Below are 14,508 nucleotides of genomic sequence, written 5' to 3'. Positions count from 1 at the left end.
GCGACTGGATCCAGTTCTATAACCACCGGCGCCCACACCAGGCGCTGGGCATGAAGACACCCGCTGAGGCATATGCATTAGCGGCCTGACCTGTGCAGAAACCGCTGGGTCATTACACGCGTTGGGTAAACGACCTCCGTCTGGAGAGTGGTGGCCAGGCGAACCGGGGTGCACGGCATTTCCTGACAAGGTGCCAAGGCACTCCCGGATACCCTCAATCGGCGCGATCAACGATGTTCGGTGCATGTCCCGATATCGTCGCGCATGGGGGCCGGGCGGCACCTACTTCTTCACGGTCAACCTGCTGGAGCGCAGGCGGACGCTGCTGGTCGACCGCATCGACGCCTTGCGCGTGGCTTTCCGCGAGGCGCGTGCGGCACGACCCTCGCGATCGAGGCCATCGTTGTGCTGCCGGATCACCTGCATTGCGTCCGGCGATTGCCGGACGGCGATGCGGACAATGCTACGCGCTGGCGTCACATCAAGACGAGGTTTTCCCGGATGGTTCCCAACGGGGAAAGGCGTTCGACTCGACGGCTGGCAAAGGGTGAGCGTGGGATCTGGCAGCGCCGCTTCTGGGAACATCTGATCCTCGACGAGGATAACCTGCAACGGCATGTCGACTACATCCATTTCAATCCGGTCAAGCATGGCTACGTGCAGCGGGCGGCGGATTGGCGCTACAGCTCCCTGCATCGGGAGATCAGCCGAGGATTGGTGGGGAAAGACTGGGCGGTTGAGGATGGTGGCGGAGGCCGTTGGGGTGAGTGATGGTCTTGCGGGGGATTCAACGGGGGCGTTGAAGCGTGGCGTTGACGCGGGATGGGGAAAATCGACACGGACGTCGAGGGGGGGCGTAATGGCGGGTCTAGACCCGCCCTATGGGATTTCGATCCTTGTGCCGTTGTTGCGCGCCGACTCGAACGCCGCATCCAGCACGCGCATGTCGGCCACGCCGTCTTCGCCGGGCACACGAGGCGCGGTGTTGTTGAGGATCGCCAGTGCGTCCTGGTCCATCTGTTCGGCCTGCATGCGCGGGGTCTTGCCCAGCTGCGGCTCGAACACGGTGCCGTCGCTGGCGCGGCCGGCGTTGCCTTCGTAGCCCTGGAACGGCGACATCACGTACCAGCCGCGTTCGCAGTCCACCTGCAGGGTGTTGAGGTTGCGGCCGAAGCTGGTGGTGCACTCGGCGACGATGTCGCCGGGGAATTCCAGCAGGAAACGCATGGTTTCGTCGACGTCGGGGAAGATGTCGCGGCGCGCGGTTTCGTCCCAGGCGCGGATGGCGACGGGGTCCAGCCCGCTGGCATAGCGCACGGCGTTCACGCAATACACGCCCATGTCGTACATCGCGCCGCCGCCGAACTCGGGTTTGGTGCGCCAGGCGTCGCTGGGGCCGTCGCGGAAGCCGAACCAGCCGGCGTCGGCGCGCAGCTTGATGATGCGGCCGAACGGTCGCTCCTCCGCCATCGCCATGAACCGGCGCGTGTTGGGTTCGTGCTGCATGCGGTAGCCGATGGTCAGCTGCACGCGGTTGTCGCGGCAGGCCTTGACCATGGCCTCGCCTTCGGCGGCGTCCATCGCCATCGGCTTCTCGCACCAGACGTGCTTGCCGGCGTTGGCGGCGGTGAGCGTCTGCGGCTTGTGCAGGTGGTTGGGGGTGACGATGTAGACCGCGTCGATGTCCGGGTTGTCGGCGATGCGGTGGAAGTCGTCGTAGCTGTAGACGTTGCCGTCGGGGATGTCGTACTTGCCCTGCCATTCGGGAATCTTGCCGGGCGAGCCGGTCACGATGCCGGCGAGCCGGCAATGCCGGGTCAGCTGCAGCGCCGGGGCCAGCAGGTCGCGGCTGTAGCCGCCCAGCCCGACCAGTGCCACGCCGATCCTGCGTTGCGCACCCTGCTCCGCGAAGCCTTTCGGCACGACGCCTGCAGCGCTGGCCAGGGCCAGCGATTGCAGCGCCTGCCGCCGTGTCCAGCCGTTGGTCCGGGGTGTCGTCATCTCCGCCTCCACGTCCGCATGCCCAGACCCATGTTAGCGCTATCCCGGATCGGCTCCCGTCAACGGATGGCGGCGATAATGCGGTGATGCCTGGGTTCCCTCCGCCTCATCGGGTCGCCGTCATCGGCGGCGGCCCCGCCGGACTGTTCGCCGCCGAGCGCCTGCGAGCGGCGGGCGTGGTGGTGGACCTGTACGAAGCGAAGGGTTCGGTGGGCCGCAAGTTCCTGATCGCGGGCAAGGGCGGGCTGAACCTCACCCATTCCGATCCGTTCGATGTGTTCGCCAGCCGTTACGGTGCGCGCAGCGAGGCGGTGGCGCGCTGGTTGCGCGGGTTCGATGCCGACGCCCTGCGTGAATGGGCGCGGGGCTTCGGCATCGAGACCTACGTGGGCACGTCGGGACGCGTGTTCCCGCGCGACCGCAAGGCGGCGCCGCTGTTGCGTGGCTGGGTGCGGCGCCTGCGCGAGCAGGGCGTGGCCTTCCATGTGCAGCATCGCTGGGCCGGATGGACGCACCAGGGCGCATTGCGTTTCGACACGCCGCAGGGCGAACGCACGGCGCAAGCGGATGCCGCCGTGCTGGCATTGGGCGGCGGCAGCTGGCCGGAGCTCGGTTCCGACGGTGCCTGGGTCCCGGTGCTGCGGGCGCACGGCGTGGACGTTGCGCCGCTGCTGCCGGCCAACTGCGGCTTCGACCTCGACTGGAGTGCGCATTTCGCGCAGCGCCACGCCGGTGCGCCGGTGAAACCGGTCGTCGTGCATTGGGATGACGGTGACGGCGCGCCGCGCGCGCTGCAGGGCGAATGCGTGGCCACGGCGACCGGGCTGGAGGGCAGCGTGGTGTATGCACTGTCGGCGATGCTGCGTGATCGCATCGCGCGCGGCGGCCATGCCGACATCACGCTCGACCTCGCGCCGGATCGCAGCCTGCCGCAACTGCAGGCCGCGTTGTCGCGACCGCGCGGCAAGCGCAGCCGCAGCGAACACCTGCGCCGCGAAGCCGGGATGCAGGGCGTCAAGGCCGGCCTGCTGCACGAGGTGCTGCCGCGCGAGGCGATGGACGATCCGCAGCGCGTGGCGGACGCCATCAAGCGCCTGCCGCTGCGGCTGTTGCGGCCGCGGCCGATCGACGAAGCGATCAGCAGCGCCGGTGGCGTGCGCCTGGAAGCGCTGGACGACGGGTTGATGCTGCGCGCGCTGCCCGGCGTGTTCGTGGCGGGCGAGGTGCTGGACTGGGAAGCGCCGACCGGGGGTTACCTGCTGACCGCGTGCTTCGCCAGTGGTGCGGTGGCGGCGGAGGGGGTGCTGGCGTGGTTGCGCGGCGGGGGAGCCATGCGCGCGTAAGCGGATGCGCCGGGCATGGGGCATGGTGTCCTGCAGGCCTCTGTTCCGAGCACAGGGGTGGCGTGGTTCCGACGGCCGACATGCAAGCGACCTTCGGTGCCGGTTCGATGCGGCGGCTGCGTCGCGACCGGGGCCACGGTCGCTTCGCCGACCCTCACCCCGGCCCTCTCCCGGGGGGAGAGGGTGCGAAGAGCGATTGCTCGCTCTCGAAGCATTGAGCCGTGCCATCCAGCGGGTCTTCGAACGCCAGCGACTGCGCCAGCAATTGCAGGGGCGCGCCATCCTGCGCAAGGGCCGTCTCATCGAGATCCGGATACAGCGGATCGCCCAGGATCGGTGCGCCCAGCGAGGCCATGTGCACGCGCAACTGGTGCTTGCGGCCGGTGACCGGCTCCAGCGCGTAGCGCCAGTGCGCTGCATCGCGCGACAGCACCTCGATGCGCGTCTCGCTGTTGGGTTCGCCGTCGACCTCGCGCATACGGAAGAACGGCTCGCCGCGCACGATGCGGCTGCAATGCGTCAACGGGAACGACCGTCCTGGCAGCGCTGGCGCGAGCGCTGCATAACGCTTGCGGATGCGTCGCTCGCGGAACAGCGCCTGGTACGCGTCGCGCGTGCGCGGTTCGACCGAGAACAGCACCAAGCCGGCGGTCGCGCGGTCGATCCGATGCAGCGGCACCAGCGTGTCGATGCCGGTCTGGCGCACCAGCCGCGCCAGCAGCGTGTCGCGCACGAAGCGGCCCGCCGGCACCACTGGCAGGAAATGGGGTTTGTCGGCCACCAGCAGGTGCGCGTCGCGATGCAGGACGCGCGCTTCGCCGACGATCAGGGGCTCATCGGGGACGTCGCGGTAGTAGTGCAATTCCAGACCGGCGCGAGCGGCGGCATTGGCGGGCAAGGGATGGCCGTCGGCATCCAGCACATGGCCGCGGGCGAAGCGTTCGCGCCACTGGCTGGCGGGAATGGCAGGGAACGCGGCGCACAGCGCATCCAGCACGGTGGCCGATGGCCCGGGCGGGACCTGGAAGCGGCTTGCGCCGACGCCATCGATGGCCGGCGGACGCCGGCGTGCGCTGCCCATGGCGCGGCAACGGGTGCGCCGCCCGCGCTCAGCCGTCCTGCTGCGTCCCGCGCAGCGCGCGGTAGCGCTCCACGGCGTATTCGAGGTCGGCGTCCAGCGACGCGCGCTCGTCCAACTGCTGGGACATGATCGCCTGCTGGCGCAGCAGGTCGTTGTGCTGGGTGAGGATGTTGTTCGCCAGCGGCTGCGGCACCGGCTTCTCCTGCAGCTCCAGGTCGGAGGCCTGGCGCAGCAACGACAGCAGGCTCAGGCGCAGGTTGGTCACGCCCATGCGCGAGGTCTTCAGCGCTTCGTCCACCAGCACGATGCGCTCGCCGAACGCTGCGCGCAGGTCGGCCTCGGTGTTGTAGGACACGGCCATCGCCAGTTCGCGGCGCTCCTGTGCGGCGACGGCTTCGGCAGCCTGCATGTCGCGCGCGGCCTGGGCTTCGGCGGCGGCGCGCTCCTCGGCGGTCAATGCGCGGCCGACCTGGCCGACCTGCAGGCCGCTGCGCGGGCTGATCTCGGTGCGCGCGCTGTCCACGGCCGACGCCGGCAGGGCGTCGCCGCAGACCTTGCGACCGTTTTCTTCCCAGCAATACAGCTTGCGTTCGACGGCCGCCGTGGACGTGCCGCGGCGCTGCTGCGCGTCCGCCGGGACCAGCACGGCGCACAGGACGATTCCAACAATGGCGATCCGGATGTTCATCAGCCTATCCCCAAGCAGCGGTCGCGATCAGCCCGTGGCGCTGCCGTGGCGGGCGCGGTAGGCGTCGAGTCGTTCGCGTTCGCCTGCCAGTGTCGCGTTTTCGCCCACGAACGCAAGCAGGTCGGACAGGCTTGCGACCGCAATCACGGGAACCCGGTGCTCGGCCGCCACCGCTTCCGCGGCCGAGCGGGGGTCGCCATCGGCGATGCGCTCCTGCCGGTCCAGTGCGATCACGATGCCCACGGCGGTGCCGCCGGCGTCGTCGATGAAGCCCAGCGCCTCGCGGATCGCGGTGCCCGCGGTCATCACGTCGTCCACGACCAGCACCCGCTTGCCGGCCAGCGGCGCGCCGATCAGGGTGCCGCCCTCGCCGTGGGCCTTGGCCTCCTTGCGGTTGAACGCCAGCGGCAGGTCGCGGCCGCGGCGCGCGTACTCGCAGGCCAGCGCGGTGGCCAGCGGGATGCCCTTGTAGGCGGGGCCGAACAGCAGGTCGAAGTCGAGCCCCGCGCCGTCGATGGCATCGGCGTAGCAGCCAGCCAGCGTGGCCAGCGCCTGGCCCGAGTCGAACCGGCCGGCGTTGAAGAAGTACGGACTGGTGCGCCCGGACTTGAGCGTGAACTCACCGAAGCGCAGGGCGTCGGCGGCCAGGGCGAGCTGCAGGAAGCGGGTGCGGTGGTCGGTCATGGCGGCATTTTCCCACGCCGGAGGCCGGCAGCGCGGATGCGAGAATGGAGGCCTTCTTGCTGCCAGGGACCGCGATGTCCGGTTTGCCCCCTTGCCCGCAGTGCGGGTCCAGCTACAGCTACGAGGACGGGCCGTTGCTGGTCTGCCCCGAATGCGCGCACGAGTGGTCGCCGGGCGAGGTGGTGGCGGCCGCCGCCGCCGCCGCGGAGGCGGCGCAGGTCCGCGACGCCAACGGCACGCCGCTGGCCGATGGCGACAGCGTGGTGGTGGTCAAGGACCTGAAGGTCAAGGGCTCGTCGCTGGTGGTGAAGGTGGGCACCAAGGTGCGCAACATCCGCCTGGTGGAGGGCGACCACGACATCGATTGCCGGATCGACGGCGTGGGCCAGATGGGGCTCAAGTCCGGGTTCGTGCGCAAGGCTTGAGGCGGAAATGCCGCCCCCACGCCAACCCGTCCGGTCCGGCGCACCGGCCGTTCGGAGCCCCCGCGCGGCAATGCCGCGCAAGCAGGTCCTCCTCACCCCCGCACGCGGGGGAGGGAGACGAAGACCAGGCTGCGCAGATCTGTCGGAACGTCCTGTTGCCGGTCGATTCCCGGTTGCCGAACTGTCCGAGCGACAGTCTGCTCCCTCCCCCGCTTGCGGGGAGGGTTGGGGCGGGGGAAACGGCGCCGCCGGCTTTCCGCTAGGCTTGCCCCACCTCTCCACGCGACGACCGCATGCGCATCATCAGCTTCAACGCCAACGGCATCCGCTCCGCCGCCAACAAGGGTTTCTTCCCGTGGCTGGAGGCGCAGGACGCCGACATCGTCTGCGTGCAGGAGACCAAGGCGCAGGAAGACCAGCTGGGCGACGCCTGTTTCCGTCCGTTCGGCCACTGCTACTACCGCGATGCCATGACCAAGAAGGGCTACAGCGGCGTGGCCATCTACAGCAGGCGCGAACCCGACGAGGTGCGCACCGCGCTGGGATGGGCGCCGTTCGACGACGAGGGGCGCTACATCGAGGCGCGCTACGGCAACCTCAGCGTGGTCTCGTTCTACATTCCCTCCGGTTCGTCCGGCGAACTGCGGCAGGGGTTCAAGTTCGAGGTGATGGACTGGCTGAAGCCGATCCTGGACGCGTGGCTGGCCAGCGGCCGCGATTACGTGCTGTGCGGCGACTGGAACATCGTCCGTGCGAAGAACGACATCAGGAACTGGACCAGCAACCAGAAGAACTCCGGCTGCCTGCCAGCCGAGCGCGCCTGGCTGAGCGGCATGATCGCCGACGCCCATGGCGATGGCCTGGTGGACCCGCCCGCGACCGGCTGGAAGGACAGTTTCCGTGAGCTGAAACCGGATGCGGTCGAATACACCTGGTGGAGCAACCGCGGCGCCGCCCGCGCCAACGACGTGGGCTGGCGCATCGACTACCAGCTGGTCACGCCCGGCCTTGCGAAGCGCCTGGCCGGCTGCGCGATCCATCGCGAGCCGCGCTTTTCCGACCATGCCCCCTACGTCGTGGATTACGCCGAATGAGCACAGCCGTCGAACGTCCCCGGAAGCCTTCGGCGTGGCAGGCCTTCGCGCAGCCTTCGGCTTGGACGATGTTCTTCTTCGGCTTCGCGTCGGGCATGCCGTTCCTGCTGGTCGCCGGCACGCTGGCGTACTGGCTGACCGAGAACGGGCTGGAGCTGAAGAACATCACGCTGATCGCCAGTGCCGGCCTGTCCTACACGCTGAAATTCCTGTGGGCCCCCTTGGTCGACCGCTGGCGGCTGCCACTGCTGGGCCGGTTGGGCCAACGCCGTGGCTGGCTGCTGCTGGCGCTGATGATCGTGATCGGCGGCCTGCTGATGATGGCCCAGCTCACGCCGGACCGGCTGGCGATGTTCGTGTGGATCACGTTGGCCACCGCGTTCGCCGGTGCCACGCTGGACATCGCGGTCGATGCCTACCGGGTCGAGATCGCTCCCAACGAGGCGCAGGGCGCGCTGGTGGCGACCTATTCGCTGGGCTACCGGATCGCGCTGATCATCACCGGCATGCTGGCGCTGGTGCTGGCCGACCATGTGTCGTGGCCGCAGGTGTACCGGGCCATGGCGCTGTTCATGCTGATCCCGGTGGTTGCCGTGCTGGTTGCGCGCGAGCCGGACGTGATCCGCATCAAGACCGAGACCTGGGCGCAGGGCCTGCGCGAGGGCGTGGTGGAGCCCTTCGTCGACTTCTTCCGTCGCTTCAGCGGGCCGCTGGCGTTCGCGCTGCTGGCCTTCATCCTGGTGGCGAAGATCTCCGACCAGTCGCTGGGCGGCGGCATCATGGCGCCGTTCTACCTGGGCGAGGGCTATACCAAGACCGAGATCGCCGCGGTGACCAAGCTGTATGGCATCTGGGTCGGCATCGTGGGCGTGTTCCTGGCCGGCATCGCGATCGCGCGCTGGGGGATCAAGTGGCCGCTGCTGGCCGGCGTGGTGCTGGGCGCGATCAGCAACCTGCTGTACCTGTGGCTGATCGGTGCCGATGGCGACGTGTGGAAGCTGACCGTCGTGATCTCGGGCGAGAACCTTGCGCAGGGCTTCCAGGGCACCACCCTGGTGGCGTTCCTGTCGGCGCTGGTCAACCAGCGCTTCACGGCGACCCAGTACGCGCTGTTCTCGTCGCTGGTGATGCTGCCGGGCAAGCTGCTGGGTGCGGTGTCGGGCCGGATCGTGGAGGCGACGGGCTTTGGCGTGTACTTCTGGATCACCACCCTGGTTGCGATCCCCGCCGTACTGCTGTTCTTCTGGTTGAAACCACGGCTTCGGCTGGGGGACGATGACGCACCAGCCACCGGCGGGGAGGCTGTGCAGGAGGCCAAGGCATGACCGACATCATGCTCAAGGATGCCGATCCGGTACTGGTGGACCGGATCAAGCGCGTCGCCGATGCCCGTGGCTGGCCGCTGCCGCGCGCGCTGCTGTACCTGCTGGAGCAGGGCCTGCACGTGTACGAAGGCGACGGGTCGGTGCGCTTCGACACCAAGGAAGCGGATGTCCTGGCGGCGGCCATCGCCGCACTGGAAGGCGTACCCGATGACGAAGGCTTCGCGCTGATCGGACGCGCGCCGCCACCGGGCGCGGATTGATCCGCCGGGTGTAGCGGGATTCGCAGCACCGCGATCAGGCCGCTGCGCGGGACGCCTGGATGCGGCCATGACGCAACCTTGCATCGCCCGGCGGTATGCTGCGGGCATGAGCGATCCCAACGACGTCATTGCCTTCTGGCGCGAGGCCGGCGAGTTCAAGTGGTTCAACGGCGGCGAGGCGTTCGACGCCGAATGCCACGCGCGCTGGACCGACGCGCATTTCGCCGCCGCGCGGCGCGAGTGCGAACACTGGATGGAGACGGGCGATGGCGCCCTGGCGCTGCTGATCCTGCTCGACCAGATCCCGCGCAACATCTTCCGCGGCAGCGCGCACGCCTTCGCCACCGACGGACTGGCCCTGCACTACGCGCGCCGCGCGGTGGACGCGAAACAGGACCGCGACGTGGACGCCGAACTGCGCGCCTTCGTCTACCTGCCGTTCGAACACTCGGAAGACATGGCCGACCAGCGGCGTTCGGTCGCGCTGTTCCAGCCGCTGGGCAACGCCGAGTACACCAGGTACGCGTATGCGCACCTCGACGTGATCGAGAAGTTCGGTCGCTTCCCGCACCGCAACCGGGCGTTGGGGCGGATCAGCACGCCCGCGGAGCAGGCGTGGCTGGATGCCGGGGGCGGGTTCTAGGCTGTTTGGCGCCGGCGCGTCGCGTCCGGGTCACGCCATATCCGCAGCGGACCGGTGCCGTCCTGGTTCCTGCAGTCCGACGCTCCGGTTCTCGCGCCATCCTCGGCGGTGGGAGGCGGCGCACAGCGCGGCATGAGATCGCTCGCAGGCAGTGCAGCGCGCCCTCACCCGATGCGCGGTGCACTTCGACCTCTCCTGCAAGCGGGAGAGGTGGGCAGGCTCAGTAACGCGGCACCGACGTATCCACCGTCTGCGCCCAGGCGTCGATACCGCCTTCGACGTTGAACACGTTGCCGAAGCCCAGCGTGCGGAACTGTTCGGCGGCTTGCGCGCTGCGGCCGCCGCTGTGGCACAGGAAGGCGAGGGCGGTGTCCTTCGGCAGGGCCTGCAGCTGCTGGATGCCGTCGCCGTCGAAGGTGCGGAAGTCGCGGTTCACCGAGGCGATGGCGCGCTCGTCGGCGGGGCGCACGTCCACCAGCAGCAGGGTGCCGGCGGCGACGCGGACGTCGGCATCGGCCGGCGTGATGCCCTGCACCGGCTTCGGCGCGTTGGGGTTTTCGATGACCAGGCCACGGCCGCGCATGTCGTCGGCGAAGTCGATGGTCATGCCCTCGGCGCGGCGTGCGCCGGCCAGGTCGAACTGCACGCGCACGCCGTCGATGGTGGTGGCGACGGCGTCGGCATCGGCGGGGGCGAGGTTGAGGCGGGTGCGGAAGTTGCGGTCCACGTCCACCTGCACCGCGACTTCGCCGCCGGCGTCGTCGATGGCCTGCTTCAGCATCGCCAGCGCGGGTGCGGTGATGGTGATCGACGGCGGCGTGCGATCGGGCTGCGGCAGGCCCAGCGCGGTATGCAGCTCGCCGCTGTTGAGCATCTGCAGGATGATGTCGCTGCCGCCGACCAGCTCGCCGCCGATGTAGAGCTGCGGGATGGTCGGCCAGTCGCCGTAGGCCTTGATGCCTTCACGGATCTCGCCATCCTGCAGCACGTCGATGTGCGCGTACTCGGCGCCCAGTGCGTCCAGCGCCGACACGGCCTTGGCCGAGAAGCCGCACTGCGGCGCCTGCGGCGAGCCTTTCATGAACAGGACGGCGGGATTGGCCTGCAGCAGCGCGTCGATGCGGGCGCGGAGGGCGGGATCGAGGGACATGACGGACATCCGGCAAAGCGATGGGGGATGCGCATGGTACTCCCCGTGGCCGGGGCGGGCCACGCGACGCATGGCATCATCGCGGCATGGAATTGCATCGCACGCCGCGCTGGCCGCAAGCCTGGTGGTGGCTGGCCCTGCCGGCGCACCTGGCCATCGCGTGGCTGTGGTGGCGGCATGGCTGGATGGCGGGCCTGCCCGCGCTGATGGCGCTGCACGGCGTGCTGCTATGGGGCACGCTGTCGCCGAACGCGCGCTTGTTCGGCCCGGTGCTGTCGCAGTTGCCGCCCGATGCGGATGGCGTGTGGCTGACCATCGACGATGGTCCTTCGGACGACACGCCCGCTCTGCTCGACCTGCTGGACGCGCATGGCGCGAAGGCGACGTTCTTCCTGGTGGGTGAACGCGCCGCGGCGCGACCGGCGCTGGTGCGCGAGATCGCGGCACGCGGCCACGGCATCGCCAACCACAGCCACACCCATCCGCAGGCGCGGTTCTGGGCGCTGGGACCGAGCGCGATGCGCCGGGAAATCACAGGGTGCCAGCAGCAGTTGCAGGCGATCACCGGCGCTGCGCCGGTCTGGTTCCGCGCGGTGGTCGGGCACGCGAATCCGTTCGTGTCGGCACCGTTGCGGGATCTCGGACTGGCGCGCGTGGCGTGGAGCGCGCGTGGTTACGATGCGGTGGATGGCGATGTACAGCGCGTGCTCGGCAAGATCGCCGCGGACCTTGCGCCCGGTGCGATCGTGCTGCTGCACGAAGGTGCGAAGCATGGCCGCAGTGTCGAGATCGTGACGGGGGTGCTCGACCGGATTCGGGAAACGGGGCTGCGAACGTTGGTGCCAGGGGTTGCGGAAGATGGCGTGGCTGCGGACGGCTCCCCACCCCAACCCTCCCCCGCACGCGGGGGAGGGAGTTGATCGTCGCGAGGTTCTCGTCGCGACGCGACAAGCCCCCGGCTCTGCTCCTCCCCCGCAGGCGGGGGAGGGAGTTGATCGTCGCGAGGTTCTGGTCGCGACGCGACAAGCCCCGGCTCTGCTCCCTCCCCCGCTCGCGGGGGAGGGCTGGGGTGGGGGCCACCCAGTCGCGCGGGACTTTCCCGCAAGGCGTCGCTCAGCGCCGTGCGACCACCAGCCAGTTGTTGAACGGCGTGTTGCCGTAGAACGGTTCGATGCGGGCGCTCAGCCCGGCGGCATCGAAACGCGCGCGCAGTTCCTCGACGGCGGGGTAATGCTTCGGTTGCGCGGGCATCCAGCGCACCAGCGCAGCGAAGCGGTCGGCGGCACGGGTGCGGCGGATTCGCGCACTGCCGTCGTCCAGCGCGGCGCGCATCACCAGCGTGGCGCCTGGGGCGAGCATGGCGATGGCCGCATCCAGCAGCGACGCCTGCTCGTCTCGCGACAGGAACTGCAGCACGTCGAGGATGGCGACGCTGCCCGCATGCGGTGGATAGCCGCGGGCCAGGTCCACCACCTCGAAACGCGCGTCGTGCAGGCCGGCTTTCGCGCCGATGCGACGCGCGCGCTCGATCTTCGGCGCATCGACATCCACGCCGATGTACGGCATCGATTGCCCATCCTGGCGCAGCGCGTGCGCCAGCAGGCCCAGCCCGCAGCCGAGGTCCATCAGCGGCGCGCCGTCGCCGCGCAGCGCGTCCAGCACGCCGGGATACAGCGGATCGGTGCGCAGCTTGGCGAGCGTGTAGTAGTAGTCGTGGCGGTTGCCCAGCGCGCGCTCGGGCAGGAAGGCGCGGGCGATGCGCTTCGCGGCATCGGGTGCGATGGGGCGGAGGGTGGCGTCGTTCATGCGGATTCCAGCAGGGCACGCGCCACCGGAAGGGCGCACGCGGTCCACGCAGCGTACATCGTGGACGACGGATGCAGGCCATCGTCGACCAGCATGTCCGTGTTGGCGCCGCGCTCGCGGCTGATCGGCGTGATGTCGACGAAAGCCACGCCGCGCATGTCGCAGATACCGGCCGCGACGGCGTTGTAGGCATCGATCTGGTGCGCGACGAGGCCCGCATCGCGCCCCTGCGCAATGGCGAATGGCGTCACGCCCCAATCCGGGATCGACAGCACGATCACGCGCCCGGCGCGGCCATCGGCGAACCCGATCGCGCGGCCAAGCAGTGCATCGAACTCGCACGCGTAGTCGTCGGTGCCGCGACCGCGGTACTGGTTGTTGACGCCGATCAGCAGCGACACGAAGCCGAAGGTGCCCGGTGGCTCCGCGGCATCGATGGCCTGCGACAGCTCGTCGGTGGTCCAGCCGGTGGTGGCGATGACATGGGGGTCGGACAGCGGAATGCCGTCGCTGCGCAATGCCCGCGCCAGCTGCACCGGCCAACGGCCGTGCACCGGAACGCCTTCGCCGATGGTGTAGCTGTCGCCGAGGGCGAGGTAGGGGATCGTGCCGTCGTACGTGCGCGGCGTTGCCGGTGCGCCGGGACTGCTCACGCCGCGGGCCGGGCCCGGCCGTGCTTCGAGGCGGCGATGGGCACGACTTTTCCGTTCGCCTGCGCACGCCGCGACAGCACGCGGTCGATGCGCGCGAACACGTCGCGCAATTGTTCCGGCTGCGGCAGCAGGGTGACGCGGAAGTGGTTGCGGTAGGGCACGTTGAAGCTGTTGCCGGGCACCAGCAGCACGTCCTCGGTCTCCAGCATCTCCAGCGCGAAGCCGTGGTCGTCGAAGCCCTTCGCAGCGTCGCCGACCACGCCCGGGAAGGCGTACAGCGCACCGGCAGGCGCGTTGAGCGAGAGATGCGCACTGGCGGCGCAGGCCTCGATCACCGCGCGCCGCGCCTCGTACAGTCGACCGCCCGGCTGGCACAGCGGGGTGATGGTGTCGACGCCGTCCAACGCGGCTTCGATGGCGAACTGCCCCGGCACGTTGGCGCACAGGCGCAGTGCGCCCAGCAGGTCCATGGCGTGGCGGAAGTCGGCGCTGCGCGCGCGGTCGCCGGACACCACCGCCCAGCCCACGCGCCAGCCGCAGGCGCGATGCACCTTCGACAGTCCGCCGAACGAGACGCAGGGCACGTCGCCGGCCAGCGGCGCCAGCGGTTCGAACACGGCGTCGTCGTAGACGATGCCGTCGTAGATCTCGTCGCACAGCAGCAACAGGTTGTGCTTGGCGGCGATGGCGACGACGCGTTCCAGCAGCGCGCGCGGGTATGCGGCGCCGGTGGGGTTGTTCGGGTTGATCAGCACGAGCGCGCGCGTGCGCTGCGACACCAGCGCCTCGATCTCGTCGGGGTCGGGCAGGAAACCGTTGCCGGCGTGGCAGCGGTAGAACACCGGGCGGCCATCGTTGAGGATGGTGGCCGCCGACCACAGCGGGTAGTCGGGCGAGGGCACCAGCACTTCGTCGCCGGGATTGAGCAGCGCGCGCAGCGAGATGTCGATCAGTTCGCTGACGCCGTTGCCCACGAACACACGATCGGGCGACGCGTCCGGCGTGCCGCGACGTGCATGGTGCGCGGCGATGGCTTCGCGTGCCTCGGGCAGGCCCTGCTGGTGGGTGTACGGATCGGTGCCGTGGATGTGGTCGGCGATCGCGCGCTGCAGGTGTTCCGGCGCGCGGAAGCCGAATGCGCCCGGGTTGCCGATGTTCAGCTTCACCAGCGTCCGCCCCTGCGCTTCCAGCTCGCGGGCGCGCCGGGCCAGTTCGCCGCGGATTTCGTAGCGGACTTCGGACAGGCGTTCGCGGGTTTTCAGCGGCGGGGTGGACATCGCGGCGGGTCGGCGGGAAAGGCGGGAATGCTAGCGGAAATGGCGGGTCGCCGCCCCCGGGGGGCCGGCCGCGCCTGG

Annotated in this window: 17 protein-coding genes; 9 read left to right on the top strand and 8 right to left on the bottom strand. The window is 69.7% G+C overall.

Going from position 1 to position 14,508, the window contains the following annotated elements; all coding sequences use genetic code 11:
- The coding region (locus E2F46_RS15520; RefSeq protein WP_157800575.1) for an integrase core domain-containing protein at positions 1–89 on the top strand (89 nt) is incomplete at its 5' end.
- A 316-nt stretch (positions 90–405) separates the two neighbouring features.
- A complete protein-coding gene (locus E2F46_RS15515; RefSeq protein ID WP_243720467.1) occupies positions 406–771 on the top strand; it encodes an REP-associated tyrosine transposase in 366 nt (121 codons plus the stop codon).
- Between the two features lie 108 nt (positions 772–879).
- Here E2F46_RS15515 and E2F46_RS15510 read toward each other — a convergent pair whose 3' ends face one another.
- Positions 880–2,001 carry a Gfo/Idh/MocA family protein gene (locus E2F46_RS15510; RefSeq protein ID WP_133323492.1) on the bottom strand — a complete coding sequence of 374 codons (1,122 nt, stop codon included), beginning with the start codon at positions 1,999–2,001 and terminating at the stop codon, positions 880–882.
- 86 nt (positions 2,002–2,087) lie between these two features.
- Between E2F46_RS15510 and E2F46_RS15505 the strand changes: the two genes are divergently transcribed.
- Positions 2,088–3,344 carry a TIGR03862 family flavoprotein gene (locus E2F46_RS15505; protein WP_133323491.1) on the top strand — a complete coding sequence of 419 codons (1,257 nt, stop codon included), beginning with the start codon at positions 2,088–2,090 and terminating at the stop codon, positions 3,342–3,344.
- Positions 3,345–3,498: 154 nt separating this feature from the next.
- Here E2F46_RS15505 and E2F46_RS15500 read toward each other — a convergent pair whose 3' ends face one another.
- The 3 genes from E2F46_RS15500 to pyrE are packed head-to-tail and all read right to left on the bottom strand — an operon-like array spanning position 3,499 to position 5,797.
- Entirely contained in the window at positions 3,499–4,425 is a 927-nt protein-coding gene (locus E2F46_RS15500; RefSeq protein ID WP_133323490.1) for a pseudouridine synthase, read from the bottom strand.
- A gap of 28 nt (positions 4,426–4,453) precedes the next feature.
- The gene (locus E2F46_RS15495; protein ID WP_133323489.1) at positions 4,454–5,113 is read right to left on the bottom strand and encodes a hypothetical protein; all 660 of its coding nucleotides are present in this window, start codon (positions 5,111–5,113) and stop codon (positions 4,454–4,456) included.
- 27 nt (positions 5,114–5,140) lie between these two features.
- A complete protein-coding gene (pyrE, locus tag E2F46_RS15490) occupies positions 5,141–5,797 on the bottom strand; it encodes an orotate phosphoribosyltransferase (RefSeq protein WP_133323488.1) in 657 nt (218 codons plus the stop codon).
- 74 nt (positions 5,798–5,871) lie between these two features.
- Here pyrE and E2F46_RS15485 point away from each other — a divergent pair, with 74 nt between their 5' ends.
- From E2F46_RS15485 to E2F46_RS15465, 5 genes are all read left to right on the top strand, one after another.
- Positions 5,872–6,222 (top strand): zinc ribbon domain-containing protein YjdM, encoded by a 351-nt coding sequence (locus E2F46_RS15485; RefSeq protein WP_133323487.1) that lies wholly within the window; start codon positions 5,872–5,874, stop codon positions 6,220–6,222.
- Positions 6,223–6,515: 293 nt separating this feature from the next.
- Positions 6,516–7,316: an exodeoxyribonuclease III gene (locus E2F46_RS15480; RefSeq protein ID WP_133323486.1), complete on the top strand. Its 801-nt coding sequence runs from the start codon at positions 6,516–6,518 to the stop codon at positions 7,314–7,316.
- Positions 7,313–8,641 carry an AmpG family muropeptide MFS transporter gene (locus tag E2F46_RS15475; RefSeq protein ID WP_243720466.1) on the top strand — a complete coding sequence of 443 codons (1,329 nt, stop codon included), beginning with the start codon at positions 7,313–7,315 and terminating at the stop codon, positions 8,639–8,641. Before E2F46_RS15480 ends, E2F46_RS15475 begins: the two co-directional genes overlap by 4 nt.
- Positions 8,638–8,901 (top strand): hypothetical protein, encoded by a 264-nt coding sequence (locus E2F46_RS15470; protein WP_133323485.1) that lies wholly within the window; start codon positions 8,638–8,640, stop codon positions 8,899–8,901. The genes E2F46_RS15475 and E2F46_RS15470 overlap by 4 nt, the downstream gene beginning before the upstream one ends.
- Before the next feature lie 106 nt (positions 8,902–9,007).
- Entirely contained in the window at positions 9,008–9,544 is a 537-nt protein-coding gene (locus tag E2F46_RS15465) for a DUF924 family protein (protein WP_133323484.1), read from the top strand.
- A gap of 220 nt (positions 9,545–9,764) precedes the next feature.
- On the opposite strand, the gene grxD is transcribed toward E2F46_RS15465, so the two are convergent.
- Positions 9,765–10,694, bottom strand: coding sequence for a Grx4 family monothiol glutaredoxin (grxD, locus tag E2F46_RS15460; protein WP_133323483.1), 930 nt, complete (start codon positions 10,692–10,694; stop codon positions 9,765–9,767).
- An 86-nt stretch (positions 10,695–10,780) separates the two neighbouring features.
- Between grxD and E2F46_RS15455 the strand changes: the two genes are divergently transcribed.
- Positions 10,781–11,614: a polysaccharide deacetylase family protein gene (locus E2F46_RS15455; RefSeq protein ID WP_133323482.1), complete on the top strand. Its 834-nt coding sequence runs from the start codon at positions 10,781–10,783 to the stop codon at positions 11,612–11,614.
- A 193-nt stretch (positions 11,615–11,807) separates the two neighbouring features.
- Here the strand turns inward: E2F46_RS15455 and E2F46_RS15450 are convergent, their stop codons facing one another.
- From E2F46_RS15450 to E2F46_RS15440, 3 genes are read right to left on the bottom strand one after another with little or no spacing between them, the layout of a single operon-like run.
- On the bottom strand, positions 11,808–12,476 hold the full coding sequence (locus E2F46_RS15450) for a class I SAM-dependent methyltransferase (RefSeq protein ID WP_425599843.1): 669 nt from the start codon (positions 12,474–12,476) through the stop codon (positions 11,808–11,810).
- A 20-nt stretch (positions 12,477–12,496) separates the two neighbouring features.
- Complete coding sequence (locus E2F46_RS15445) at positions 12,497–13,153, bottom strand: SGNH/GDSL hydrolase family protein (protein WP_243720465.1); 657 nt, start codon at positions 13,151–13,153, stop codon at positions 12,497–12,499.
- On the bottom strand, positions 13,150–14,430 hold the full coding sequence (locus tag E2F46_RS15440; protein ID WP_133323480.1) for a pyridoxal phosphate-dependent aminotransferase: 1,281 nt from the start codon (positions 14,428–14,430) through the stop codon (positions 13,150–13,152). The genes E2F46_RS15445 and E2F46_RS15440 overlap by 4 nt, the downstream gene beginning before the upstream one ends.
- Positions 14,431–14,508 lie beyond the last annotated feature (78 nt).

It is taken from the genome of Luteimonas aestuarii (assembly GCF_004357985.1).
Classification (GTDB): Bacteria; Pseudomonadota; Gammaproteobacteria; order Xanthomonadales; family Xanthomonadaceae; genus Luteimonas; species Luteimonas aestuarii.
Note: the sequence above shows the minus strand (reverse complement) of the source record. Positions and strands in the feature narration are given on the sequence as shown.

Bases quoted from the DNA above. Each gene is read 5' to 3' on its own strand.
- E2F46_RS15510 (WP_133323492.1), bottom strand. From the start codon at position 2,001: ATGACGACACCCCGGACCAACGGCTGGACACGGCGGCAGGCGCTGCAA.
- E2F46_RS15505 (WP_133323491.1), top strand. From the start codon at position 2,088: ATGCCTGGGTTCCCTCCGCCTCATCGGGTCGCCGTCATCGGCGGCGGC.
- E2F46_RS15500 (WP_133323490.1), bottom strand. From the start codon at position 4,425: ATGGGCAGCGCACGCCGGCGTCCGCCGGCCATCGATGGCGTCGGCGCA.
- E2F46_RS15495 (WP_133323489.1), bottom strand. From the start codon at position 5,113: ATGAACATCCGGATCGCCATTGTTGGAATCGTCCTGTGCGCCGTGCTG.
- pyrE (WP_133323488.1), bottom strand. From the start codon at position 5,797: ATGACCGACCACCGCACCCGCTTCCTGCAGCTCGCCCTGGCCGCCGAC.
- E2F46_RS15485 (WP_133323487.1), top strand. From the start codon at position 5,872: ATGTCCGGTTTGCCCCCTTGCCCGCAGTGCGGGTCCAGCTACAGCTAC.
- E2F46_RS15480 (WP_133323486.1), top strand. From the start codon at position 6,516: ATGCGCATCATCAGCTTCAACGCCAACGGCATCCGCTCCGCCGCCAAC.
- E2F46_RS15475 (WP_243720466.1), top strand. From the start codon at position 7,313: ATGAGCACAGCCGTCGAACGTCCCCGGAAGCCTTCGGCGTGGCAGGCC.
- E2F46_RS15470 (WP_133323485.1), top strand. From the start codon at position 8,638: ATGACCGACATCATGCTCAAGGATGCCGATCCGGTACTGGTGGACCGG.
- E2F46_RS15465 (WP_133323484.1), top strand. From the start codon at position 9,008: ATGAGCGATCCCAACGACGTCATTGCCTTCTGGCGCGAGGCCGGCGAG.
- grxD (WP_133323483.1), bottom strand. From the start codon at position 10,694: ATGTCCCTCGATCCCGCCCTCCGCGCCCGCATCGACGCGCTGCTGCAG.
- E2F46_RS15455 (WP_133323482.1), top strand. From the start codon at position 10,781: ATGGAATTGCATCGCACGCCGCGCTGGCCGCAAGCCTGGTGGTGGCTG.
- E2F46_RS15440 (WP_133323480.1), bottom strand. From the start codon at position 14,430: ATGTCCACCCCGCCGCTGAAAACCCGCGAACGCCTGTCCGAAGTCCGC.